The sequence below is a fragment of the Pseudomonas sp. TE3728 genome (assembly GCF_056279145.1).
In genome coordinates this window covers 6752935-6777210 of sequence record NZ_JBWBQT010000001.1, presented here as the reverse complement: position 1 = coordinate 6777210, position 24276 = coordinate 6752935, and the positions used below count along the sequence as shown (strand labels likewise).

20 protein-coding genes and 1 pseudogene are annotated in these 24276 nt (G+C 60.3%); 14 read left to right on the top strand and 7 right to left on the bottom strand.

Features of this window, described 5'->3' with window-relative positions:
• Positions 1-189: DinB family protein (locus tag ACZ89R_RS30200; RefSeq protein ID WP_476241484.1), on the bottom strand; the 189-nt coding region annotated here is incomplete at its 3' end.
• A gap of 224 nt (positions 190-413) precedes the next feature.
• Complete coding sequence (locus ACZ89R_RS30195; protein ID WP_429547173.1) at positions 414-1532, bottom strand: NAD(P)/FAD-dependent oxidoreductase; 1119 nt, start codon at positions 1530-1532, stop codon at positions 414-416.
• A gap of 538 nt (positions 1533-2070) precedes the next feature.
• On the opposite strand from ACZ89R_RS30195, the gene ACZ89R_RS30190 reads away from it, so the two are divergent.
• The 4 genes from ACZ89R_RS30190 to ACZ89R_RS30175 all read left to right on the top strand — a co-directional run bounded on the left by ACZ89R_RS30190 (position 2071) and on the right by ACZ89R_RS30175 (position 7794).
• Positions 2071-2397, top strand: a complete 327-nt coding sequence (locus tag ACZ89R_RS30190) for a hypothetical protein (RefSeq protein WP_429547174.1) — start codon at positions 2071-2073, stop codon at positions 2395-2397.
• A 282-nt stretch (positions 2398-2679) separates the two neighbouring features.
• Entirely contained in the window at positions 2680-5400 is a 2721-nt protein-coding gene (gene mgtA, locus ACZ89R_RS30185; RefSeq protein WP_429547175.1) for a magnesium-translocating P-type ATPase, read from the top strand.
• Between the two features lie 184 nt (positions 5401-5584).
• The gene (locus ACZ89R_RS30180) at positions 5585-7240 is read left to right on the top strand and encodes a Na/Pi cotransporter family protein (RefSeq protein WP_429547176.1); all 1656 of its coding nucleotides are present in this window, start codon (positions 5585-5587) and stop codon (positions 7238-7240) included.
• A gap of 257 nt (positions 7241-7497) precedes the next feature.
• Positions 7498-7794 (top strand): DUF2388 domain-containing protein, encoded by a 297-nt coding sequence (locus ACZ89R_RS30175; RefSeq protein ID WP_008012177.1) that lies wholly within the window; start codon positions 7498-7500, stop codon positions 7792-7794.
• Positions 7795-7863: 69 nt separating this feature from the next.
• On the opposite strand, the gene ACZ89R_RS30170 is transcribed toward ACZ89R_RS30175, so the two are convergent.
• A complete protein-coding gene (locus ACZ89R_RS30170; RefSeq protein WP_429547177.1) occupies positions 7864-8796 on the bottom strand; it encodes a pyridoxal-phosphate dependent enzyme in 933 nt (310 codons plus the stop codon).
• A gap of 256 nt (positions 8797-9052) precedes the next feature.
• Between ACZ89R_RS30170 and ACZ89R_RS30165 the strand changes: the two genes are divergently transcribed.
• Positions 9053-9712, top strand: coding sequence for a methyltransferase family protein (locus ACZ89R_RS30165; RefSeq protein ID WP_429547178.1), 660 nt, complete (start codon positions 9053-9055; stop codon positions 9710-9712).
• Between the two features lie 122 nt (positions 9713-9834).
• On the opposite strand, the gene ACZ89R_RS30160 is transcribed toward ACZ89R_RS30165, so the two are convergent.
• Together ACZ89R_RS30160 and ACZ89R_RS30155 are read right to left on the bottom strand one after the other, a co-directional pair.
• The gene (locus tag ACZ89R_RS30160) at positions 9835-10503 is read right to left on the bottom strand and encodes an HAD-IA family hydrolase (protein WP_429547179.1); all 669 of its coding nucleotides are present in this window, start codon (positions 10501-10503) and stop codon (positions 9835-9837) included.
• A 130-nt stretch (positions 10504-10633) separates the two neighbouring features.
• On the bottom strand, positions 10634-11041 hold the full coding sequence (locus ACZ89R_RS30155) for a response regulator (RefSeq protein ID WP_429547180.1): 408 nt from the start codon (positions 11039-11041) through the stop codon (positions 10634-10636).
• A 273-nt stretch (positions 11042-11314) separates the two neighbouring features.
• Between ACZ89R_RS30155 and ACZ89R_RS30150 the strand changes: the two genes are divergently transcribed.
• The 4 genes from ACZ89R_RS30150 (at position 11315) to ACZ89R_RS30135 (ending at position 16031) form a co-directional block, all read left to right on the top strand.
• Positions 11315-11848, top strand: a complete 534-nt coding sequence (locus ACZ89R_RS30150) for a sigma-70 family RNA polymerase sigma factor (protein WP_429547181.1) — start codon at positions 11315-11317, stop codon at positions 11846-11848.
• On the top strand, positions 11841-12377 hold the full coding sequence (locus ACZ89R_RS30145; RefSeq protein WP_429547182.1) for a FecR/PupR family sigma factor regulator: 537 nt from the start codon (positions 11841-11843) through the stop codon (positions 12375-12377). Before ACZ89R_RS30150 ends, ACZ89R_RS30145 begins: the two co-directional genes overlap by 8 nt.
• Positions 12378-12651: 274 nt before the next feature.
• Complete coding sequence (locus ACZ89R_RS30140; protein ID WP_429547183.1) at positions 12652-15015, top strand: TonB-dependent receptor; 2364 nt, start codon at positions 12652-12654, stop codon at positions 15013-15015.
• Positions 15016-15092: 77 nt separating this feature from the next.
• Positions 15093-16031, top strand: coding sequence for a class I SAM-dependent methyltransferase (locus tag ACZ89R_RS30135; RefSeq protein WP_429547184.1), 939 nt, complete (start codon positions 15093-15095; stop codon positions 16029-16031).
• 123 nt (positions 16032-16154) lie between these two features.
• Here ACZ89R_RS30135 and ACZ89R_RS30130 read toward each other — a convergent pair whose 3' ends face one another.
• Positions 16155-16928 (bottom strand): helix-turn-helix transcriptional regulator, encoded by a 774-nt coding sequence (locus ACZ89R_RS30130; RefSeq protein ID WP_429547185.1) that lies wholly within the window; start codon positions 16926-16928, stop codon positions 16155-16157.
• Positions 16929-16991: 63 nt separating this feature from the next.
• Here ACZ89R_RS30130 and ACZ89R_RS30125 point away from each other — a divergent pair.
• Both ACZ89R_RS30125 and ACZ89R_RS30120 read left to right on the top strand, forming a co-directional pair.
• A pseudogene (locus ACZ89R_RS30125) lies at positions 16992-17915 on the top strand (extracellular solute-binding protein); the annotation flags it as partial.
• A 192-nt stretch (positions 17916-18107) separates the two neighbouring features.
• On the top strand, positions 18108-19229 hold the full coding sequence (locus tag ACZ89R_RS30120) for a DmpA family aminopeptidase (protein WP_429547186.1): 1122 nt from the start codon (positions 18108-18110) through the stop codon (positions 19227-19229).
• 185 nt (positions 19230-19414) lie between these two features.
• Here ACZ89R_RS30120 and ACZ89R_RS30115 read toward each other — a convergent pair whose 3' ends face one another.
• Entirely contained in the window at positions 19415-20068 is a 654-nt protein-coding gene (locus tag ACZ89R_RS30115) for an NAD(P)H-dependent oxidoreductase (RefSeq protein WP_429547187.1), read from the bottom strand.
• Positions 20069-20168: 100 nt separating this feature from the next.
• Between ACZ89R_RS30115 and ACZ89R_RS30110 the strand changes: the two genes are divergently transcribed.
• From ACZ89R_RS30110 to ACZ89R_RS30100, 3 genes are all read left to right on the top strand, one after another.
• The gene (locus ACZ89R_RS30110; RefSeq protein WP_429547188.1) at positions 20169-20810 is read left to right on the top strand and encodes a TetR/AcrR family transcriptional regulator; all 642 of its coding nucleotides are present in this window, start codon (positions 20169-20171) and stop codon (positions 20808-20810) included.
• Between the two features lie 102 nt (positions 20811-20912).
• The gene (locus tag ACZ89R_RS30105) at positions 20913-22670 is read left to right on the top strand and encodes an L-lactate permease (protein ID WP_429547189.1); all 1758 of its coding nucleotides are present in this window, start codon (positions 20913-20915) and stop codon (positions 22668-22670) included.
• A gap of 225 nt (positions 22671-22895) precedes the next feature.
• Complete coding sequence (locus ACZ89R_RS30100) at positions 22896-24269, top strand: glutamine synthetase family protein (RefSeq protein ID WP_429547190.1); 1374 nt, start codon at positions 22896-22898, stop codon at positions 24267-24269.
• Positions 24270-24276 lie beyond the last annotated feature (7 nt).

Sequence of the window (24276 nt, the reverse complement as noted above, 5' to 3'; positions counted from 1 at the left end):
CTCCAGGTGGGCTTGCCAGATGCAGTCCACCACGTAGATATGGTTCAAGGTGCCGATGATGTTGTTGAACACCGACACCCGTTTGCGGTTGAGCTCTTCCGGTGGCAGCGCCATGAGGCTGTCAAAGAGTCGCTGATCGGCCCAGTGCCTGTAATCGGCGAGCATGCGGGCAGTGCGTACGTTGATCATCAGAGGTCTCCCATGAGGATGGGCGCATTGCCAAGAATAGCCCTCGCGGTGAATGGCATCGCAGACACTGATAACCGGCACCTTCGCGGCGACCGTTGTAGCAGCTGGCGAAGCCTGCGTTCGGCTGCGCAGCAGTCGTGAATTCAGGCACTGCGGTCTATCAGGTAAACCGCATGGGCAGGTTTTACGACTGCTTCGCAGCCGAACGCAGGCTGCGCCAGCTGCTACAAGGAATGCGGAGCGGCTAGTATTTTTACCACCCGCTCGGCCAGCGCCAGGCAACTGGTCAGCCCTGGTGATTCGATGCCGAACAGGTTGACCAACCCCGGCACGCCATGCACATCCGGGCCGCTGATGATGAAGTCGGCGGCCGGTTCGCTCGGCCCGCTGATTTTCGGGCGAATCCCGCTGTAGGCCGGTTGCAGGCTATTATCGGGCAATGCCGGCCAGTAACGCCGGATCGCCTGATAGAAACCTTCGCTGCGGCGGGGATCGACGCGGTAATCGACTTGCTCGACCCATTCGACATCCGGCCCGAAACGCGCCTGACCGCCCAGGTCCAGGGTCATGTGCACGCCCAGCCCGGCGCTTTCCGGTGCCGGGTAAACCAGATGCCGGAACGGCGCCCGGCCGCTGAAACTGAAGTAACTGCCCTTGCACAGCCAGGCCTTGGGAACGTGCTGCGCTGGCAAGCCTTCGATCCGGCTCGCCACGTCAGGCGCGGACAATCCCGCGCAGTTGACCAACTGATGACAGCTCAACGTCATCGGCTGAGCCCCACCTATTTGCAGCTCGAAACCGTCCTCGGTGCAACGGGCGGATTCCAGGGGAGTGTGAAAGACTATCGAAGTACCGCACGCTTCAGCATCTGCCTGAAGCGCCAGCATCAGGGCATGGGAATCAACGATGCCGGTGGACGGCGACCAGAGCGCGGCAACGCAGGACAACCCCGGTTCAAACGCCTGCGCCTGCCCGGCATCCAGCCATTGCAGGTCATCGACACCGTTGCGCCGACCTTGCTCCAGCAATACCTGCAAGGCATGGCGCTGATGGTCATCGGTGGCCACGATCAGCTTGCCGATACGCTGGTAATCGACGCAGCGTTCATCGCAGAAGGCGTACAGCCGTTGCCTGCCCTCCACGCACAACTGCGCCTTGAGACTACCGCTCGGGTAATAGATGCCAGCGTGGATCACTTGCGAATTGCGCGAGCTGATGCCCACGCCAATCCCCTCGCCCGCCTCGACCAGAATCACTTCTCGCCCGATCCGCGCCAGGGCTCTGGCCACCGCCAGCCCGACCACACCGGCACCGACCACCACGCATTCGATATCGACGCTCACCTGCCCTCCACCCATTCAAGCCATCCCTCGCTCCCGATGATCGACCACGCTGAAGAAAATCACCAGCCACATGGCCATGACGGTTGCATACGGTCTGTGTAGGAGCTGCCGAAGGCTGCGATCTTTTGATCTTTGGTATTTCAGCGGCCGTCAAAGATCAAAAGATCGCAGCCTTCGGCAGCCACTGCGTTCAATCCAACAGCCCATAAAAACGGCAATTAACTGTCAATTAGCTGAACCACTACACACTTCAATAACCGAATCCCGTTTAACCGGCAATCAAGTGCACTTTTACGATTGACTTCACAAGCCTCGCTCAGTAAATTGCCCGGGCCGATAACACCGGCCTTTTATCAACTCACAAAAGAATCCAATGGACACAGTATCTAGTCGCTGTCGGATTACTGCGAACAGGCAGGATCTGGCACATAACCCAGACAATGACGGGACTCGACTTTTCGGTCGGGTGAGCTGCGCTAGAGCCTGAGGCTCCACCGTAACTTGCCTCACCGGAATCAGTCCGGCCCAGAGGCATGTTATGAACTTCAAAACCACTGTAATGCCAGGCGTACGCGCCTTTGCATCGACCATGCGGGTCAAGCTTTGCCGTGAGCGTCTGTTGACGACTCGGCCCAGTGCCTCGTTTTCCGCCCCTTCTGCCCACGCCAAGGTACAGCCTCGTGCCAACTGGCGCGTCTGCCCGACAACGGGCCGGCTTCAGCAACGCTGGAGCTTCGACGAAAGCCAGGACCCACCGAGTCGGCGCATCGCGCGCCTTTTCCAGCAGGCGAGCCTGATGCTCGGCCTGTACCGGGGCGCACTTTCAATTAATTTGAAGGCACTTTTTATTTTAAGGAGCTTTTGATTTTAAGGAGCTTCCAAAGTCCTTCCTGAACGGTTTTCTTAAAACGAAATCCGAGAACTTCTTATTGCCTGCTAAAAACAAAATTTATTGGAATTAGTTATGGACGAAGCCAGTAGTCGGTTCGCTGCCTGTCACGTGTTAGTTGATGGACAGCGAACGTTAAAGCATCAAAACACAATCATCCGACTCGATCGCATATTTGCGGCTCGACATACGTGCGCTCGTCTTTGATTAGCTGAGTACCTGTGTGTCGTGCCGCAAGCCTGCGGCAGGAGCACAGCAATGACCCTAGTAAACACCACAAAGAAAACCACCCGCGGCGCCTCCAGCGACAACGCCAAGCTGTCGATGCGTGCCGCCCGGGAAGCGCAAAACGGCCTGACCGTAACCCTCACCAACCTCAACGCCACCGCTGACGGTTTGACCGAACTCGAAGCCGAAGGCCGTTTGGCGCGTGGAGGCTACAACGAAGTCGCCCACGACAAGCCGCCTCACGCCATCGTCCAACTGCTCAAAGCCCTGAACAATCCCTTCATCTACGTGCTGCTGACCTTGGCCGGTATCAGCTTCTTCACCGACTACTGGCTGCCGATCAGCCAGGGTCAAGGCGACGACGCCGACCTGACCAAGGTCATTATCATCATGACCATGGTCAGCCTGAGCAGCCTGCTGCGGTTCTGGCAGGAATACCGTTCGGCCAAGTCCGCCGAAACCCTCAAGGCCATGGTGCGCACCACTGCCACCGTCCTGCGTCGCCCACAAAAGGACCGCCCGCCAGTGCTGCGCGAAGTGCCGATGCGCGAACTGGTGGCCGGCGACATCGTGCAACTCAGCGCTGGCGACATGATCCCGGCGGACATCCGCCTGATCGAATCCCGCGACCTGTTCATCAGCCAGGCCGTACTGACTGGCGAAGCCTTGCCGGTCGAGAAGTACGACACGCTGGGGGACGTGGCGCAGAAGTCAGCGACCGGCAGCGCGACCGATCAGTCCAACCTGCTCGACCTGTCGAACATCTGCTTCATGGGCACCAACGTGGTCAGCGGCACCGCCAAAGCGGTGGTGGTCGCTACCGGTTCGCGCACCTACTTTGGCTCACTGGCCAAAGCCATTGTCGGCTCACGGGTGCAAACCGCGTTCGACCGCGGGGTGAACAGTGTCAGCTGGTTGTTGATCCGTTTCATGCTGGTCATGGTGCCGATCGTGTTCCTGCTCAACGGTTTCTCCAAAGGTGACTGGAGCGATGCGTTCCTGTTTGCACTGGCAGTGGCGGTCGGCCTGACCCCGGAAATGCTGCCAATGATCGTCAGCGCCAACCTGGCCAAAGGCGCCATGGCCATGGCCAAGCGCAAAGTGGTGGTCAAGCGCCTTAATGCGATCCAGAACTTCGGTTCGATGGACGTGCTGTGCACCGACAAGACCGGCACCCTGACCCAAGACAGGATCATTCTTGAGCACCATGTCGACATCAATGGCCAGCGCGACGATTCGCTGCTGGAACTGGCCTGGCTCAACAGCCATCACCAGAGCGGCCTGAAAAACCTGATGGATCAGGCGGTGGTGCAGTTCGCCAATCGCAACGCGACATTCCGCGTGCCGTTCGCCTTCAGCAAGGTCGATGAACTGCCGTTCGACTTCGTGCGTCGGCGCCTGTCGATCATCGTCAAGGACAGCTGCGACGATCACCTGATGGTGTGCAAAGGGGCGGTCGAGGAAATGCTGACCATCGCCAGCCACGTCAATGAAAACGGCACGGTCGTGACGTTGGATGATCAACGTCGCCAGGCGCTGCTGGCCCTGGCCAACGAGTACAACCAGGACGGCTTCCGGGTGCTGTTGGTCGCCACCCGTGAGATCCCGAAGGCGCAGGCGAAAAACCAGTACGCCACCACTGACGAACGCGAACTGGTGATTCGCGGTTTCCTGACCTTCCTCGATCCACCGAAGGAAACCGCCGGCCCGGCAATCGCCGCGCTGCGTGATATGGGCGTGACTGTCAAAGTGCTGACCGGCGACAACGCCGTGGTGACCTGCAAGATCTGCCGCGAAGTCGGCCTGGAACCCGGCACGCCGCTGCTCGGCCAAGACATCGAGAAGATGGACGACGCCACCCTCCAGGCGCGGGTCGAGGAACGCACGGTGTTCGCCAAGCTGACGCCACTGCAGAAATCCCGGGTGCTCAAGGCTTTGCAGGCCAACGGTCACACCGTGGGTTTCCTCGGTGACGGCATCAACGACGCCCCTGCCCTGCGCGATGCCGACGTCGGCATCTCGGTGGACAGCGGCACCGACATCGCCAAGGAATCGGCCGACATCATCCTTCTGGAAAAGAGCCTGATGGTGCTCGAAGAAGGTGTGCTCAAGGGCCGCGAAACCTTCGGCAATATCATGAAGTACCTGAACATGACCGCCAGCTCCAACTTCGGCAACGTGTTCTCAGTACTGGTGGCCAGTGCGTTCATTCCGTTCCTGCCGATGCTGTCGATCCACCTGCTGCTGCAAAACCTCATGTACGACATCTCTCAGCTGGCGCTGCCGTGGGACAAGATGGACAAGGAATTCCTGCGCAAGCCCCGCAAGTGGGACGCGAAGAACATCGGCCGTTTCATGCTGTGGATCGGGCCGACCTCGTCGGTCTTCGACATCACCACCTTCGCGGTCATGTGGTACGTGTTCGCCGCCAACAGCGTGGAAATGCAGGGCTTGTTCCAGTCTGGCTGGTTCATTGAAGGGCTGCTGTCCCAGACCCTGGTGGTGCACATGCTACGCACCCAGAAAATCCCGTTCTTCCAGAGCACCGCCGCCTTGCCGGTGATCCTGATGACCGGGCTGGTGATGGTGCTGGGCATCTACATTCCGTTCTCGCCACTGGGCACGCTGGTCGGTCTGCAACCGCTGCCGTGGGCGTACTTCCCTTGGCTGGTGGGCACCTTGCTCAGCTACTGCGTGTTCGCGCAGGTCATGAAAACCCTCTACGTCCGGCGCTTCAAGCAATGGTTCTGATGACCTGAACACCGCAATCCCTGTAGGAGCTGGCGAAGCCTGCGATCTTTTGATCTTGATTTTTAAAGGCAAAGTCAAAAGATCGCAGGCTTCGCCAGCTCCTACAGGGTCCGGTGTTCGTCAGATGCCACCTTCCGGCTCCGGGGCCGTCAATAAATGCAACACGCAAAAAGGGAGAGTCCTCATGTCGGGAACTACTCTACTGATCAACCTCGCAGGCTCCATCGCCCTGTTGCTGTGGGGCACTCACATGATTTCTTCGGCGTTGTTGCGCGGCTTCGGCACGCCATTGCGTCAGTGGCTGGGCCACAACCTGAATAACCGCTGGATGGCTTTGCTGTCCGGCATCGGCATCACCGGCGTCCTGCAAAGCAGCACCGCCGTCAGCCTGATGGCGACTTCATTCACTGCTGCCGGGACACTGGGATTGGCGCCGGCACTGGCAGTGATGCTCGGCGCCAACATCGGTTCGACCCTGGTGGTGCAACTGCTCAGCGCCGATGTGTCGATGCTCACACCCATTGTTTTGCTGGCGGGGCTGATCGTCTTTCGGCTGCGTGATGACTCGCGCTACGAAAGCGTCGGTTGCGCGTTGATCGGCCTGGGGCTGATGCTGCTGGCCCTGCACATGCTCGGCTCAACACTCGCCGAAGTGGAAGGCACGCCGATCTTCCAGCTCATCATGCAAAGCCTTGATGGCGACCTGCTGATTGCCCTGCTGGTGGCGCTGATCCTCACCTGGCTCTGCCACTCCAGCGTGGCCGTGGTGCTGCTGATCGTTTCGTTGGCCGCCACCGGCATGCTCTCGGCCAGCACGATTGTCGCGCTGGTACTGGGGGTGAACATCGGCGGTGCGCTGCCTTCGGTCATCAATGCCGGTTCGAGCGTCGGCCGACGCCTGCCGCTGGGCAATCTGCTGGTGCGGGCGCTCGGTGCCCTGGTGGTCTTGCCATTTGCCGGATTACTCGCTCAGACGCCGCTCGCGCCCTCGACACTGGTGGTATGCCTGCACACCGGTTTCAATCTGTTGCTGGGGTTGGTGTTCATCGGCCTGACCGACATGCTCGCCAATGCCCTCACCCGACTGTTGCCGGCGCCTGAGCGGGATGTCGACCCTGGCATGCCGCACTACCTGGATGAGGCCGGTCTGGAAGTGGCCAACATCGGTTTGTCGAATGCCGCCCGCGAAGCGTTGCGCATGGCCGACATGCTCTCGGCCATGCTCGGCCGGATGCTCCAGCTGCTCCATACCTCGGCATCGGCCTGCGCCGATGAAGTGCGGCGGATCGATCAATCCCTGGACCTGCTCAGCGCGGCGATTCGGGCTTATCTGGCCGACATCGGCAAGGAAGGCATCAGTGACAGCGATGCCGATCGCTCCCAGGAAATCCTCACATTCGTGATCAACCTCGAACATGCCGCGGACATTCTTTCCAGCAGCCTCGCACAGCTGGCCATGCGCCGTTTGCGCCGGGGTGAACAGTTCTCGGCCTTCGAACTGGGCAACATCGCCCCGCTGCACGACGCAGTGCTGGAGAGTTTGAGCCTGGCGATCACCGTGTTCCTGCGCGAAGACATCGCCACCGCGCACCAACTGATTCATCGCAAGGAGATCGTCAGAAGGCTCGAAGCAGGAGCCAGCCGCGAGCACTTTCGCCAGTTGCAGGAAGACAAAAGTACCTGGGCGGAATCCGGCGATATTTTCCAGCGGGTGCTGCGTGATTACCGGCGTGTGCATCACCACATCGCCGCGCTGGCATATCCGCTGCTCGAACGTGCCGGTGAGCGCTCGATCGAGAACATCGACCCGGTAAAGGAAAACCCGTCATGCGCCTGCTGATCTGTGCCGGGCGTGCATCAGGCAGACCGCGTCAGCCGGATTCACGACTGCTTCGCAGCCGAACGCAGCCTTCGGCAGCTGCTACACGATCGCATTACGCGGCCGTACAGCACCGCCGCGACGATGGGGATTCGGAAACTCAACTGAGCCCGCAACGGGGTCACCTGTGCCTATATCGAATCGGCAGGGAACTCCTGAGCACAGTCAGGCATCCTAAATTATGTGTTACTTCCTTTCCGCTTTCGGAGGACGCCGTCATGCGCCGTCTGTTGCTCATATCTTCACTAGTGCTTTGTTTGCCCGTTGGTTCGGCCATGGCCGATGTAGATGCAAAAGATGTCGCCACTTCGGCCGGGGTCTCCGCATCGCTGTACTCGACGTTCAAGGATGACAAAATCGTGATTCCCGCACGGGATGATGCCTCTAGCTTCGTGGCAAGTGGCGGTACGATTCGCGGCGTTTATCTGGAGTCGGTGCTGAAGGAAATTCGACAGAATCATCCCGACCTCAAGGCAAGCGATGAGGACCTGGCCAAAGCGATCCTCGCTCAATAAAGTCCAGTCAGTCGCTGAAACCTGTAAAAGTCAGCCGTGGGGCTCGCAACACGGGATAGTGTTCGGGCCCTAGGTTGCTTGCGCCCCAGCGGACAGGCGCGCCCAGCCGGCGACCAATTGCGCGCTGATGCTGACGCCGCCGCACACCACAATCACCACATCATGGGCCTCGGCGATCGCCGGATGGTCGAGGTACGCCACCGCCAATGAAACGCCACACGCCGGCTCGACCAACTGACGCAAGTCGTTGGCGTAACGGACCACGCCCATGATCGCCTCATCATCGCTGAGCACCACGCATTCATGCGCAAAATCGAGGATGTGTTGCACCGGCCAGGCCGCCACCTGCGCCGCGCCAAGTGACGTGGCGACGGTGTCGATGCGCGGCAATCTGACCGGGTGGCCGGCACTGATGGCGGCCGCGAAAGACGCTGCGCCCTGGGTTTCGCACGCAACGATTCGACAATCCATGCGCTGATGACGAATCAGTCCAGTGAGCAGGCCCGCCAGCAACCCTCCGCCGCCCACCGACGTCACTAACACATCGACCTGAGGACAGTCCTCGAGAATTTCATCGATCATCGTGCTGTGCCCTTCCCACAGCACCGGATGATCGAAAGCGGGCACGTATTCGGTGTCCGCGCCCTTTGCGAGTTCTTTCGCCCGTTGATTGGCTTCGTCCCAGACCTTGCCATGAACGATCACCTCGGCACCGACTTTCCTGATCCTGGCGCGGGTGGTTTCCGGGGTGGTGTTCGGCACCACGATGCAGGCTTTCAGCCCCAGGCTGGCAGCGGCCACGGCGGTGGCCAACCCGGCATTCCCCCCGGAAGGACAGACCACTTTGCGCTTGCCCTGCTCCGCGGCCTGACTGCACAGCAGGCCCATGCCGCGCAGCTTGAACGAGCCGCTGGGTTGCAGGTTTTCCAGCTTGAGCCAGATCCGCCGGGCCGGGGTCGACAGGCCCGGGTGCAGAATCAGGGGCGTTCTGATGTGAAGCATCATGTGCTCCTTGTGACGCTCCCGGCCCAGCGAAATGTTCAACGCGCCGGGAGTGAATAGATAGAATCATCCTTATCCAAGCTTAGTTCACCCAGCCCGGCGGCTACCGTCCTGGCGATAACGCGGTACCGCGTCGAATGACCGAACAACCACTGCCGCAGGCTGCGATCTTTTGATTTTTGAGCGATATTGTCAGGGGCAAAATCAAAAGATCGCAGCCTGCGGCAGCTCCTACATGTCCGTTGTGAAGTCAGTCATGAAAATCTCGGCCAAACTCGCGTTTTTCGCCCTCGTCAGCACCCTTGCCTACCTCGCTCTGGCGGTAGTCGGGCTGGGTGGGTTGGCAGCTTTTTTCTCGCACCCACCGTTGGTGGTCATTGCGTTTGCAACCCTGGTGATGGCGATCGTGTCTTTGTTCAGCGAGGGCAACCTGAGCTCCGGCGAACGTGAAGACCGGGCCAATCGCTGGGTATTGCCGGTTTTCGGGGTACTTGGGCTGTTGAGTGGGTACCTGCCAGCCTATACCGACCGGATCGACTTCTGGACCTTCGGTGGCGAGGGCGTGCGTTGGCTGGGCGCGCTGTTGTTCATCGGCGGCGGCGCGCTGCGGATGTGGCCGGTGTTTGTGCTGGGCAAACGCTTCAGCGGCCTGGTGGCGATTCAGCCGGGGCACCGCTTGGTCACCGACGGGATTTATCGGACCTTGCGCAACCCCAGCTATTTGGGGCTGCTGATCAATGGCGTGGGCTGGGCGCTGGCCTTTCGTTCCGGGGTCGGGTTGCTGCTGGTGGCGCTGATGTTGATCCCGCTGATCGCCCGCATTCGCTCCGAAGAAGCGCTGTTACTCACGCAATTCGGCAGTGAATACGAGGCTTACTGCGCCCGTAGCTGGCGATTGATTCCCGGAATCTACTGAACCCACCATAATCTACTGTGGGAGCGAGCCTGCTCGCGATAGCGATCTTTGCAGTCACATCAATGCTGAATGTGCTGACGCTATCGCGAGCAGGATCGCTCCCACATTGGCTCGCTTGAACATCAGATTGTGTACAGGCTGATCTGGCTGTGGAGATCCACTCGCGCCTCGACCAAGTCGTAGCTGGCCAGGGTGGCGTGCGGGGTCTGGAGCGGATGAACATGGGTCGCGGTGATGACCATGACGTGGCCGCCCGCCGCTTCACCAGCACGAATCCCCACGGCGGCGTCTTCGAAGATCAGGCACTCGGTGGGCTCGACCCCTAACCGACTGGCGGCCAGCCGATACCCCGCAGGGTCGGGTTTGCCGGCGCTGACGTCTTCGGCGGTGACCATCACCAAAGGCTCGGGAATGCCTGCCGCCGCCATTCGGCGCAGGGCCAGCGCCCGTGGTGCGGAGGTGACGATGGCCCATTGATTGGCGGGCAGCGACTTGAGGAAACTCGCCGCGCCGGCCACTTCGACAATCCCTTCCACATCCTCGATTTCCGCCTCGGTGATCCACGCGGCTTCAGCTTCGGCGTCCACCCCGGGCAAGGCCAGACGAGTGATAGTGTCGATGGCGCGTACGCCATGGATGGTCGGCAGGAAGGTATCGACATCAACACCGTGGCGCAGGGCCCAGGTGGTCCAGATCCGCTCGGCGGCGGCGATGGAGTTGAGGACAGTTCCGTCCATATCGAACAGAAAGGCGCGGTACGACGTGTTGAACACGGAGGCTTGAACGGACAAAGGGCGATTTCCAGAACCAGGCGAATGTTGTCAGGCAATGTACATCACCCACGTAGGAGCTGCCGCAGGCTGCGATCTTTTGATTTTGCTTTTAGAACGAAGATCAAAAGATCGCAGCCTTCGGCAGCTCCTACGCGGTCCGGTTCGAATGCAAGGCGTTTTGCACACAATCGAGCAACTGTCCCACCGCCCAAGGTTTCTTGATGAACGCAACCCGATGCTTGACCCCCGAACTTTTCGGGGTTTCGAAGCCGGACATGATCATGATTGGCTTGTCTGGCCAACGGTCGCCGAACTGATTGGCCAGGTCCGCGCCATTGAGTTTGCCCGGCATGGTGATGTCCGTCAGCAACAGTCCTACCTCCGGCGCGTGCTGCTCCAGAAACTGCGACGCGGCGTCTGCGCTGACCTGTGGTTCAACCGCAAAGCCCTCCTCCTGAAGAATTTCGCAAAGAAACTCCAGAATCAACGGGTCGTCCTCCACCACAAGAATCAAACCGTCAGACAAGTGTGCGCCCGCCGTTGATACTGGACCCATGACTGTGTCACTCCCTGATTACGTAAATGATTTGCGCGGGCTCAAATCCGCCACCTACAGGTAGGAGCAGCGGACTTCGTGGAAAATTCATTTTTGATACAACCGGACGACGAAATCGGGCGAACTGCAAGCCTTGAGCCCAGTATCGATGCGATGTTCAGCGAGTCCTTGCTCTTGCGTTCGCATCAGACTTGAACGTCGCGCAGCAACATGACAGCATTCGCAATTGCAACAACTTCCCATTTGCGAATTATCTTCGTTCGAGGTTTCGTCGTGTCGGGTCAGTCCGCTTCGTCTCTTTCCGAGCTTTACCGTGGGCATCATGGCTGGCTGTTCGGCTGGCTGCGCAAAAAGCTCGGCTGCCCCGACAATGCCGCTGACATGGCCCATGACACCTTCGTCAAACTGCTGGGCCTGGATGCTTTGCCGACATTGCAGGAACCACGGGCCTATCTGCTGGTGGCAGCCAATCGTCTGTTGATCAATCAGTATCATCGCCGCCGGGTCGAAGAAGAAACCCTTCGCAGCATGGCCGTTCTACTCGATCAGCAGACCCAACAAGGCCCGGAACAGATCATTGCCGTGCGCCAATTGCTCGGCAAAGTTCTGCTGCTGTTGCTCGAAGAACTGGAAGAGAAACCGCGCAAGGCTTTTCTGATGGCGCGTGTCGATGGCTGTTCCTATGCTGAAATTGCCAGACACCTTCAGGTCTCCGAAAGCAGCGTCAAGCAGTACCTGGCGAAGTCGCTCGCACACTGCCATGCCCGTTTGTTCGACGCCTTGCCCGAGGGGTTGAGCAATGACTGAAAGCCTCACCCAGGATCAGATCCGCGAGCAGGCGGCCCATTGGCTGGTGCGTCTGGACGAGGCGCCCTCAGCTGAAGTTCTGGCCGAATTCAACGCCTGGCATGCTGCCGATGCGCGCCACGCGCAGCTGTTCGAACAACTTCAGCAGCTTTGGCAATCCTTCTCTCCACCACCAAAAGCCCGGCCCCGTCGTGCCCACCTGATGGGCGCAGCTCTGTTGTTACCGGCGGCGATCGCCGTCGGCCAGTGGCTGCCCGTGCAGAGCTGGATGGCGCCCGCCACGCAGGCAACCGCTTCGCTCCCCGCCCGGCTGATTTTCCACGACAGGCCGCTGCCCGAAGTACTGGCCGAAATTGATCGGCATCGTCGGGGAGTTATCTGGGCGTCGGATGCGCAATTGCAAACCCTGCGCTTCACCGGCGTGCTGCCCGCGCAAGACAGCGATGCCGCACTGGCCTTGTTGCAGGCGGCCTTGCCGATTCGTATCGAGACCTACAGCAAATACCTGGTGCAGGTGCGGCAACGCTGAGCTCTGAGCCCGATAGGCTTTTGTAGGAGCTGCCGCAGGCTGCGATCTTTTGATCTTGATTTGTGGCGATAAGGAAACCGTCAAAGATCAAAAGATCAAAAGATCAAAAGATCAAAAGATCAAAAGATCAAAAGATCGCAGCCTGCGGCAGCTCCTACGGGGGGACACCCGAGCAAACGGCGGCGCTCCCAAAAAAATAACTTCAAGACAACTGCCCGATTTCATTTCAGCCCGGTCATTGGAGTTAATACAGTCGATTCCATGAGCAACAACAATGACCCACCAGACCTTCTCCCTCTTTCGCCTGAGCGCTCTGGCACTTGCCTTGGGCTGCGCCGTTCCGGCCTTCGCCGACTCCGCGACAGACACCTATCACTTCGAACTGGGGAGCCAGCCGCTGGACACGGCACTGACGGCACTGGCCACGCAGACCGGGCTATCCATCGGCGTCGACGCGGCGCTGCTGCGTGGCAAAACGGCGCCGTCGCTCAAGGGCGATTTCAGCACCGAACAGGCACTCAATAGCCTGTTGCGCGACAGTGGCCTGCAATGGCGCTTCAGCGGTAAAAACAGCGTCACACTACAAACGGCTCCGGCGCCGCTGGAACTGGGCAGCGGTTCGCTGGCCCTGTCCGACACCGTAGTGTCCGCCACACGCAGCGAGGCCAGCATCGCCTCGATTCCCGGCACCGTGCAGTTGATTCAAGCAAAGGAGATCGCGCAACAATCGGCTGCCGGGCGCAAGGTGGCCGATATTCTCGGCACGCTGGTGCCCGGTCTGGCGCCCTCCTCCGGCACCATGAGCAACTACGGCCAGACCATTCGCGGACGTAACGTGCTGGTGCTGATCGACGGTGTTTCGCAGAACGCCAGTCGCGACGTTTCACGCCAGCTCAACAGCATCGCGCCGTCGAGTATCGAACGCATTGAGGTGGTCTCCGGTGCCAGCAGCCTCTATGGCGCGGGCGCCTCGGGAGGCATCATCAACGTCATCACCAAGCGTAACGAGGGGCAATCCCTGGCGATGAGCAGCCGCGTAGGGCTCAGCACCGCCGACAACCTCAATCGCAAAGGTTTTGCCTACGAAGTGTTCCAGAGCGTGACGGGGCGCCAGAACGCCTTCGACTGGTACGTGTCCGCCGACTTGTTGCAACGCAACGACCAGTTCGACGGCAACGGCAACCGCATCGCCCAGGAAGCGTTTCAGGGCAGCAACATGGACACCGAGAGCCATGACCTGCACGCCAGATTCGGCTTCGATCTGGATGACGATCGACGCCTGAGCCTGTCCGTGCAGGAGTACGAGGACAAACAAGACACCGGCTATGTGGCCGGCTCTCGCAATGGCGAGTCGGTGGCGATCAAAGGCTTGCAATTGAGCGACCAGCCGTTCACCCATAACCAGGCGGTGAACTTCAATTACAGCGATCGCGATCTGTTCGGCCAGCACTTGATGATGGAAAGCTACTGGCGCAAACAGCAGGCGCGGTTCTTCCCATACAACTGGGGTGTCAACGCCGGGGTCGTAGCGTCCGAGAGCGAAGCCGAGGTCTATGGACTGCGCACCGCCGTGGAAAGCCCCCTGCCCTCGATTGGCAGCGCCACCGGCAACCTGGTCTGGGGCGCCGATTTCCAGAACGAACAAATCAGCCAGCAGGGCGACCGTTATCGCGTCGACGGCTTGACCTACACACCGACAGGCGACCGCTACGCCTTCGGCCCGGACATTGAGACCAACACCACGGCACTCTTTGCTCAATCGAGTTGGGATATCGGCGACTGGACCCTGCGCGGCGGTGCGCGGCACGAGTGGATTCACAGCGACGTCGCCGACAGCATCGCCTTTGGCGGCATTTGGCAAGCGGGCGTGTCCGAAGTGTTGCCCGGCGGCACGCTGAAGTACGAAGACACCCTCTACAACCTCGGAGCGGTCTACCACATCAGCAGTGCGCAGGATGTGTTCGTCAACTTCAGCCAGGGTTTCTCGCTGCCCGATGTGCAGCGCTTCCTGCGTGATGTGCGCGGCAGTTACAACATCCAGGACCTCAACGCTCAGGCGATCAAGGTCGACAGTTACGAACTCGGCTGGCGCGGTGACTGGGAGTCGTTGCAGGCCAACGTCACGCTGTTCGAGAACCGCTCGGACGTGACGCAGTACTACGACTCCGTCACCCGTGCGCAACGGCTGATCGATCAGAAAGAACGCGTGCGCGGTGTCGAGACCAGCCTGACTTATCACCTCGATCAAGCCTGGTCGCTGGGCGGAACCTACGCCTGGACCAAAGGCGAAACCCGCCAGAACGGCGAATGGCTCGACCTGCCGGCCACGCGCATCTCACCGGCCAAAACCACCGCCTTCGTTGCCTATGAGCAGGACGACTACAACCTGCGGTTGCAGGCGATGCGCCTGGACAGCTACGACGCCGGTTTCAAGGATGGAAACGGCCGTAAAATCGAAGGCTATACCACAGTCGACCTGCTGGCCGGCGTGGAATTGCCGGTGGGCAAACTGGACATGGGCGTCTACAACTTGAGCGATCGCAACTACGAAACGCTCTACATGCAGGCCAATGCGGCCGCGCCTTACCCTCATGCCGAAGGGCGTCGATTGGCGGTCAGCTATTCGGTGGATTGGTAAACGCGCGCCGTTCGTTCGTGGGGGGCGAATTGTGGTTAAAATGCCGCCCCCCCCCCATGCATGGCCGACTTTGCCCGATGAACCCAGATGCCCTCTCCGTCCTCCACGACCATTTGCTGACTGCGCTTGCGGCAGCACCCGCCGAAACCCGTCGGCTGTTCCACGGCCGTGGCCGCTGCTGGCCGGGGCTGGAGCAATTGACCGTCGACTGGCTGCAAGGCGTGGTGCTGGTCTGCGTGTTCAAGGAACCGCAAGCGTCGCAACTGGAAGATTTGAAGCAGCGGCTGATGGCGATCACGCAGTCGCCTGCATGGACGACATCCGGCGCGCATACCTTGCTGCTGCAACATCGATACCTGCAGGAAAGCACCACCGAATGGCTGCTCGGGGAGCCGATCGAGGAGATGACGATCACCGAGGGCGGCCTGCATTATCGCGTGGACCTGGGCCGCAAACAGAACACTGGCCTGTTCCTCGACATGCGCTACGGCCGCGATTGGGTGCGGGCCAATGCTGATGGCAAGCGGGTGTTGAACCTGTTCGCCTATACCTGCGGGTTTTCGGTGGCCGCCATTGCGGGTGGCGCTACGCATGTGGTCAATCTGGACATGGCTCGCTCGGCCCTGAGCCGTGGCCGCGACAATCATCGGCTCAATGGGCATGATTTGAGCAAGGTGAGTTTTCTCGGCCATGACCTGTTCAAGTCCTGGGGCAAGGTGATCGGCAAGGGCCCATATGACCTGGTGATCATCGACCCGCCGTCCTTTCAGAAAGGCAGTTTTCTGCTGACCAAGGATTACCAGCGCGTGCTGCGCCGCCTGCCGGAATTGCTCAGCCCACAGGGCACGGTGCTGGCTTGCATGAACGATCCGGCGTTCGGTGCGGACTTTCTCATCGATGGCGTCACCCGCGAAGCGCCGAGCTTGCGGTTTGAGCAGCGGTTGGAGAATCCGCCGGAGTTTCCGGATGCCGATGTTGAATGCGGGTTGAAGGCGCTGGTGTTCAAGCTGGGGTAGTTGCAGATCAAAAGATCAAAAGATCGCAGCCTTCGGCAGCTCCTACGGGGTTGGGTACACCCATTACATTGAGGTTGCATACGGTAAATGTAGGAGCTGGCGAAGCCTGCGATCTTTTGACGTTCAACGCGGCTGCAACACCAGCGCAAACAGCTCGCCATGCCCACTGACATTGAGCTTGTGATAGAGATTGCGCCGATGCACCTTCACCGTTTCCGGGGAAATACCCAGTTGCTGGGCGATGGCTTTGCTGGAGAAGCCCTGGAGAATCAGCCGCGCCGTTTCGACTTCGCGCACCGACAAACGCGCATCGAAGCGATCCAGCAGGGTCGCCAAGTCGCCAGCCACGGCCTCGGCGGTCGGCCCTTCCGGGGGCATCAGTTGCAGGTGACGGCGCATGGCCCCCAGCACCCAATCGCGCACACACAGCAGACGGCCTTGCTCTTCAAGGGTGAACGTCGTCGAGCGCCCCAACGATAAACCGAGCACCGCGCCGTCGACGTTGACCATGAACTGCAACTCGTCACTACCCACCACCGATCGGAAGTAGCTCAGGTAATACTCGCTCTGCTGAAACTGGTCGGGAGCCACGGCGGCCAGGCTGTGCAAGCCATCGGCAATACCGGCACAAGCGGCCTGGTAGAACGGATCGAGCAGGTACATGCCGGCGCTGTAGTCCGCCAATTCTTCATGCTCGTCGGCGCCGCCCTTGGCGTCGAAATCAATCAGCAGCCGTGGCACCCGCCCCGATCGCATTACCGCGACTAACGCGTTATCCAGCGGCACCAATAGCCGTAGCGTGTCCACCAGCGCACGCCAGAACCCGTCCTGACCCAACGCCGCAAAGATCCGCGCCAACCCTTGGTGTACCGGCAATTCTTTGAGCAACGCGTCCACGCCCTACCCCTTTCGAGTAACCCATGATGGGAATGGGTAAGTCCCCCGCCTGCCGATACGCTGCAAGCACCTGAAGTCCTGGAAGGCAAACTGCTGACCAGCCGCAGCGGTTACGACGTGGTGGTGGCCAGCAACTTCAGCCTGCCGACGCTGATCAAGGCCGGGGCGCTTGCACCACTGCCTCGCGCGCAAATGCCTGACTACAAAAACATGGATACCGCGCTGCTGGCGAAACTGGCCAACAACGATCCGGGTAACCAGTACGCCGTGCCGTATCTGTGGGGCACCAACGGCATCGGCTACAACGTCGACAAGGTCCGCGCTGCCTTGGGTGACAAGGCGCCGGTGGACTCCTGGGAGCTGGTGTTCAACGAAGCGAACCTGGCCAAGCTCGGCGAGTGCGGCGTGGCGATGCTCGACTCGCCTTCGGAGATGCTGCCGGTCGCGCTGCATTACCTGGGCCTGCCGCCCAACAGCACCAACCCCGAGGACTACAAGAAAGTCCAGGCGCTACTGCTCAAGCTGCGCCCGCACATTGCCTACTTCAATTCTTCAAAATTCATCAGCGACCTGGCCAACGGCAACATCTGCGTGGCGGTGGGTTGGTCCGGCGCGATGCTGGAAGCCAAGACCAACGCCGAACAAGCAGGCAATGGTGTGAAGATCGCCTACAGCCTGCCGAAGGAAGGGGCGCCGGTGTGGTTCGACACCTTGGTGCTGCTCAAGGACGCGCCGCATCCGCAGCAAGGCCTGGCGTTCATCGACTACTTGATGCGCCCCGAAGTCATCGCTCCGGTCTCCGACCATCTGTCCTACCCCAACGGCAACCGCAGCGCGACCCGCCTGGTGGCCGAGGCGACTCGCAACAACCCTGCCATTTACCCGCCGACCGAGGCCTTGGCCAAGCTGTTTACCCTTGAACCTCTGCCCAAGGCGAACGAACGCGTACGCACTCGCGTCTGGAGCACCGTGAAGAACGGTCAGTGATCCCCGATGCCTCTCAGCCAAGTGCAATCCCATGTGGGAGCGAGCCTGCTCGCGATGACGGTGGGTCAGTCGATATCCGTGTTGAATGATAAACCGCTATCGCGAGCAGGCTCGCTCCCACAGGTTCCGCACCTGACTGGCATTTGTCAGTAAGCCCCCTTTTTCTGCCACGAATTGAAGATGAGAGAAACGATGAAACCACGTGCCCGCGACCTGAGCATTCCGTTCGGCCAACTGCAACCCGGCCCCCTCAACGCCATCACCGATGTGCCCGACGTACGGGTCGGCCACAGCAATGTGCGAGGACGAACTGCCAGCGGCCGCGACATCCATACCGGTGTCACGCTGATCGAGCCACGCGCCGGTTCCGCCAATCAACAGCCATGCTTCGCCGGCGTCCATGTGCTCAACGGTAATGGCGACGCCACGGGGCTTGAGTGGATTCGCGAGGCCGGCCTGCTGACCAGCCCGATTGCCTTCACCAACACCCATAGCCTGGGCATCGTGCGCGATGCGCTGATCGTTTTGGATCGTCAGGAGCAACCCGACGATGGGCGCCTTTACTGGAACATGCCCGTGGTGCTGGAAACGTTCGACGGCTTGCTCAACGACATCAACGGTTTTCATGTACGTCCAGAACATGTGGCCGAAGCTCTGCGCACAGCCGTCGGCGGCCCGGTCATCGAAGGCGCGGTGGGCGGTGGCAGCGGGATGATCTGTCATGAATTCAAGGGAGGGATCGGCACCGCATCGCGCCGGCTGAACAGCGCTCAAGGAGGCTGGACCGTCGGCGCAATCGTCCAGGCCAACCACGGCATTCGTCACGAATTACGCGTCGACGGTTACCCGGTGGGGCGTTACATGGAGCAGGTCGACTCGCCCTTCCTCAAAGCCTCCCTGCCCCATCCGGGCATGGGCTCCATCGTCGTCTGCCTGGCCACCGACGCGCCTCTTTTGCAACACCAATGCACGCGCCTCGCGCAACGTGCCAGCCTCGGCCTGGCCCGCACCGGTGGCGGCAATGAAGACCACAGCGGCGACATTTTCGTGGCCTTCGCCACCGGCAATCAGCACGTGCCGCCAGCCGCTTATGAAGGCAAAGGCGCCCCCACCTGCGACCACCTGAGGATGGTCAACAACGACCACATCAGTGAGCTGTTCCTGGCCGCCACCGAAGCCGTAGAAGAAGCCATCATCAATGCCCTGCTGGCTGCGAACACCACCGAAGGCAACGGCCATACGGTGCCGGGCCTGGATGCCAACACCTTGCTCAAAGCGCTGCGTCAGGCCGGTTGGCCGGGGGGATTAGACTAATGGTACTTGAGTGCCAGCCCCCGGCTTCTTACGATGTTGATACGTAGCGGTTGGAGGTTTAAAGCCGTTGCGTAGGTGGTGAGTGAACTGAACCCCAATAAGCTCACCACTTGTTTCATGCGCATCTTGAGCCTCTGGCTCTACTTCCTCCCCATCAAAGAGCTTTGAGGCTCTTTTTTTGTCTGTCAAAAAGCATTGGCGCTGGCCGGTTGGCAAAGATGAACATCCTGGGCCGCGTCGCTGCATCTGGATGCACCGAAAAGATCACGACCGATCACCCGCGCAGCCTCCAGGTGAACCGTCGGCTCCTGGATTTCCGAGTCGAGCAGCAGTTCGGACGTCACCACGCTGGCACCGCAATAATCGAAGATCCCATGGTCGATCTGCGTTTTCATGGCATCGGCATAACCATGGCGCGCATAGGTTCCCGCGTCGGCGCCACCAACGCCCACAAGATGAACCTGCAGATGGCGAAGCTTCTTCTCCAACTTGGCATCCGCACTGAAATCGAATGCCCAGCCATTGGCGAACACCCGATCGATCCAGCCTTTGAGCAGCGCCGGCATCGACCACCAATAAACCGGATACACCAGCACCAGCGCATCGGCGCCATCGATTCTCGCCTGCTCGGCGGCCACATCGGCGGGGGGCGGTGCTTCCCGATGATGGACGGCGAGATCGGCCGCGCCGAACCTCGGATCGAATCCTTGCGCCCAAAGGTCCGCGATCTCGAAAGAGTTATCGGAATCAGCTGCGCAGACACCTTCGCCGATCTGCCTGGCGAGGCTATGGGTGAGCGACTGTAGATCATGGTGAGCGACAACAATGAGTGCGTGCATGTCGAAAACTCCTGCTACGGAATGAGTGATTGAGGGCTAGAGACGAGCCTTATATACTCTTGGTAAGTTACGATCAGTAAGCTACTTTTGGTACATAAGCATGTCAAGCACCGAAACACCTGAGCAGGATTCCAGCCCGCAACCACGTCGCCGGATGTCACGGGAAGAGCGCCAGCGCCAGTTGCTGGATGTCGCCTGGCAGCTGGTTCGAGAGGAAGGCACGGAAGCGTTGACCCTGGGCCGGCTCGCCGAACAGGCGGGGGTGACCAAACCGGTGGTTTACGATCATTTCACCACCCGTCCCGGGTTGCTGGCGGCGCTATATCAGGAGTTCGACGCGCGTCAGACCGCGCTCATGGACGCTGCGCTTCAAACCAGTGAACCGACGCTGGCGAGCAAGGCAATGGTCATCGCGTCTTCATATGTTGATTGCGTTCTTCTCCAGGGCCGCGAGATACCCGGCGTGATCGCGGCGCTGACCAGCTCGCCCGAGCTGGAAAAGATCAAGCGCGAGTACGAAGCGATCTTCATGGACAAGTGCCGCAACGCCCTCCTCCCTTTCGCCGGAACGGGTGAAATCGCGCCAGCGAGTCTTCGGGCGATGCTCGGTGCAGCCGAGGCGCTGTCCCATGCCGCCGCGACTGGAGAAATCACGCCAGTGCAGGCACAGGAGGAACTTTTCGCAACGATCATGGCGATGGTCGAAAGGAGCGCACGCCTTGGGGTCGGCCTCGAAACCTGAACGGCTGGCCCCGCCAGGACAGCAGCGTAATGCCACCTATACTCCAAACCACCTTCCCCCACGGGGGGCTGCGCTACCAACAATAAAAAGCAGAGGTGGAACATGGTCTGGCAGCAAATCTACGACCCTTTCGATAACCCGATGCTATCAACCATCATGGCGGCGGTGCCGGTGGTGGTGATGCTGGCCTCCTTGGCGTTTTTCCACATCAAGGCGCATCTGGCGGCGTTGTTGGCCCTGGGCTCGGCCTTGTTGATTGCGATTTTTGCCTTCGGCATGCCGGCGAACATGGCGGGCTCGGCCGCGCTTTACGGCGCCGCCAACGGTCTGCTGCCGATTGGCTGGATCGTGCTCAACATCATCTTCCTGCACCGGCTGACCACCGAGAACGGTTCGTTCAAAGTGCTGCAAGACTCCCTGGCGCGCATCACTGACGATCGACGTCTGCAACTGCTGCTGATTGCCTTCTGCTTCGGCGCTTTCTTCGAAGGAGCCGCCGGTTTCGGCACCCCCGTGGCGGTGACCGGGGCCATTCTGATCGGGCTGGGCTTTTCGCCCCTGGCCGCGTCTGGCCTGGCATTGATCGCCAATACCGCGCCCGTGGCATTCGGCGCCCTGGGCACGCCCATCATCACCTTGGCCAAAGTGACCGGGCTGGATGAAATGGAGCTGTCGATGATGGTCGGCCGGCAACTGCCATTTTTCTCGGTGATCGTGCCGTTCTGGTTGATCTGGGCCTTCGCCGGCTGGCGCAAGATGCTGGAAATCTGGCCGGCGATCCTGGTCGCCGGGGTCAGCTTCGCCATACCGCAATTTCTTGTGTCCAACTACCACGGGCCGATGCTGGTCGACGTGATCGCCGCGCTGATTTCCATGGCCTGCCTGACCGGTTTCCTGAAGGTCTGGAAGCCGGCCACTGTGCATACCTCCGCCGCGTTGTCAGGCCGGGCCGACGACTCCAGAGTAGAGCCTGACCCGGACGAGAACCCCAGCGCGACCTTTGCCAGCGATGCAAAACCTGCCGTGATGCGGGCATGGTTGCCGTGGATCATCCTCACGGTCTTCGTTTTTGCCTGGGGCACCCAAAGCTTCAAAAACCTGTTCGATACCCGCCCGGCGATAGACCCGCAAACCAGCTCCGCCAAGCTCGATCCTCAGGGTAAGCCAATGCGCGAGGCGAACCCGATCTTTGCCCCGACCTTGACCTTCACCACCATTCACCAACAGATCGAGAAGGTCCCGCCCGTGGTGCCCGTGGCTAAAACCGAGGACGCAATCTACAAGTTCAACTGGTTCACCAGCACCGGCAGCGGCATCTTGCTGGCGGCGATCCTTGGCGGGCTGCTGATGGGCTATTCCATCCCGCAGCTGCTGCACCATTACCTGCGAACGCTGTGGGTGGTGCGTTACTCGCTGATCACCATTGTGGCCATGCTTGCCCTGGGCTTCCTGACCCGCTACTCGGGCCTCGACGCCACCATGGGTCTGGCCTTCGCCGCAACGGGCATTTTCTACCCCATGTTCGGCACGCTGCTTGGCTGGCTCGGTGTTGCCCTGACCGGTTCGGACACGGCCTCCAACGTGCTGTTCGGCGGCTTGCAACGGGTGACCGCCGAGCAACTGGGCCTGAGCCCGGTCTTGATGGCGGCGGCCAACAGTTCCGGGGGGGTCATGGGCAAGATGGTCGACGCCCAGTCGATCGTGGTCGCGTCCACCGCCACCCGCTGGTACGGCCATGAAGGGGAAATCCTGCGCTACGTGTTTTTCCACTCCGTAGTGCTGGCGATTCTGGTCGGCGGGCTGGTGACGTTGCAGGCCTATGTGGCGCCGTTCAGTCATATGGTGGTGGGCGGGAATTAACCCATGCGAGCGCTGTTAACCATGGCCCGGCATCGCAACCCGGGCCATGGCTCACGCCCGAACCGCCGTTCACATCAGGCCGAAACTTGCGCATAGCAACAGTAGGCTAAGCTTTCAGCAGCTCATTGCTCACGATGCTCGATTCTGCAGGGTTTGGTTTTTTCTGGAGAGCGTCTGCAACAGCTATTTCAGACAGGCCCAAACCTTTCACGCAGGATTGACGTGATGACCGAGCCCCTCCTCAGCTTTGATGCACTCAAGCGCGCCGCTGCCTCTGGCGAAATCGATACCGTGTTGGTCTGCATGGTCGACATGCAAGGACGACTGGTCGGCAAGCGATTCCAGGTCGAGTTTTTCATCGACAGCGGCCATGAAGAAACCCACTGCTGCAATTACTTGCTCGCTGACGACATCGACATGGAACCGGTGCCGGGTTACGCCGCGGCCAGCTGGAGCAAAGGCTATGGCGACTTTGTCCTGAAACCCGACATGGCCACCTTGCGTCGCGTGCCCTGGCTGGAATGCACGGCGCTGGTGCTCTGTGACGTGCTCGATCATCACCACCGGCGCGACCTGCCGCACAGCCCGCGGGCGATCCTGAAAAAGCAGATCGAGCGCCTGCGCGAACGCGGCTATACCGGCATGTTCGCCTCGGAGCTGGAGTTCTATCTGTTCGACGAGAGCTATGAGGCGATCCACGAGCGCAACTACCACAAGCCGAAGACAGCCGGCCATTACATCGAGGATTACAACATCCTGCAGACCACCCGCGAGGAGCCGGTACTGCGGGCGATTCGCAAGCATCTGCAGGCCTGCGGCATTCCCGTGGAAAACTCCAAGGGTGAATGGGGGCCGGGGCAGGAAGAAATCAACATCCGTTATGCCGATGCCCTGACCATGGCCGATCACCATGTGATCATCAAACACGCCTGCAAAGAGATCGCGCAACTGCAGGGCAAGGCGATCACGTTCATGGCCAAGTGGCGCTATGACGCCGCCGGTTCCAGCAGCCATGTGCACAACTCGCTGTGGGACAAGAATGCCAAGAAGCCGCTGTTCTTTGATCCCAAGGCCGAGTTCGGCATGTCGAAACTAATGCGCTCCTGGGTGGCCGGGCAGCTCAAATACGCCAACGACATCACCTGTTTTCTCGCGCCCTATATCAATTCGTACAAGCGCTTTCAGGCCGGCACCTTCGCGCCGACGCGGGCCGTATGGAGTCGGGACAATCGCACCGCAGGCTTTCGCTTGTGCGCGGAAGGCAGCAAGGCCATCCGCATCGAATGCCGCATCGGTGGCGCCGACCTCAATCCTTATCTGGCCTTCGCCGCCTTGATCGCCGCGGGGCTGGCTGGTATCGACGAGAAACTCAGCCTCACGCCGCCCTTCGAGGGCGATGCCTACGTCGACGAGCACTTGCCTGAAGTGTCGAAAACCCTGCGCGAGGCCTGCGCCGCGCTCAAGGCCTCGAGCATGTTGCGCGAGGCGTTCGGTGATGAAGTGATCGACCACTACGTGCACACCGCCGAGTGGGAACAGAAAGAGTACGACCGGCGCATCACCGACTGGGAACTACAGCGCGGCTTCGAGCGCTATTGAGCACACA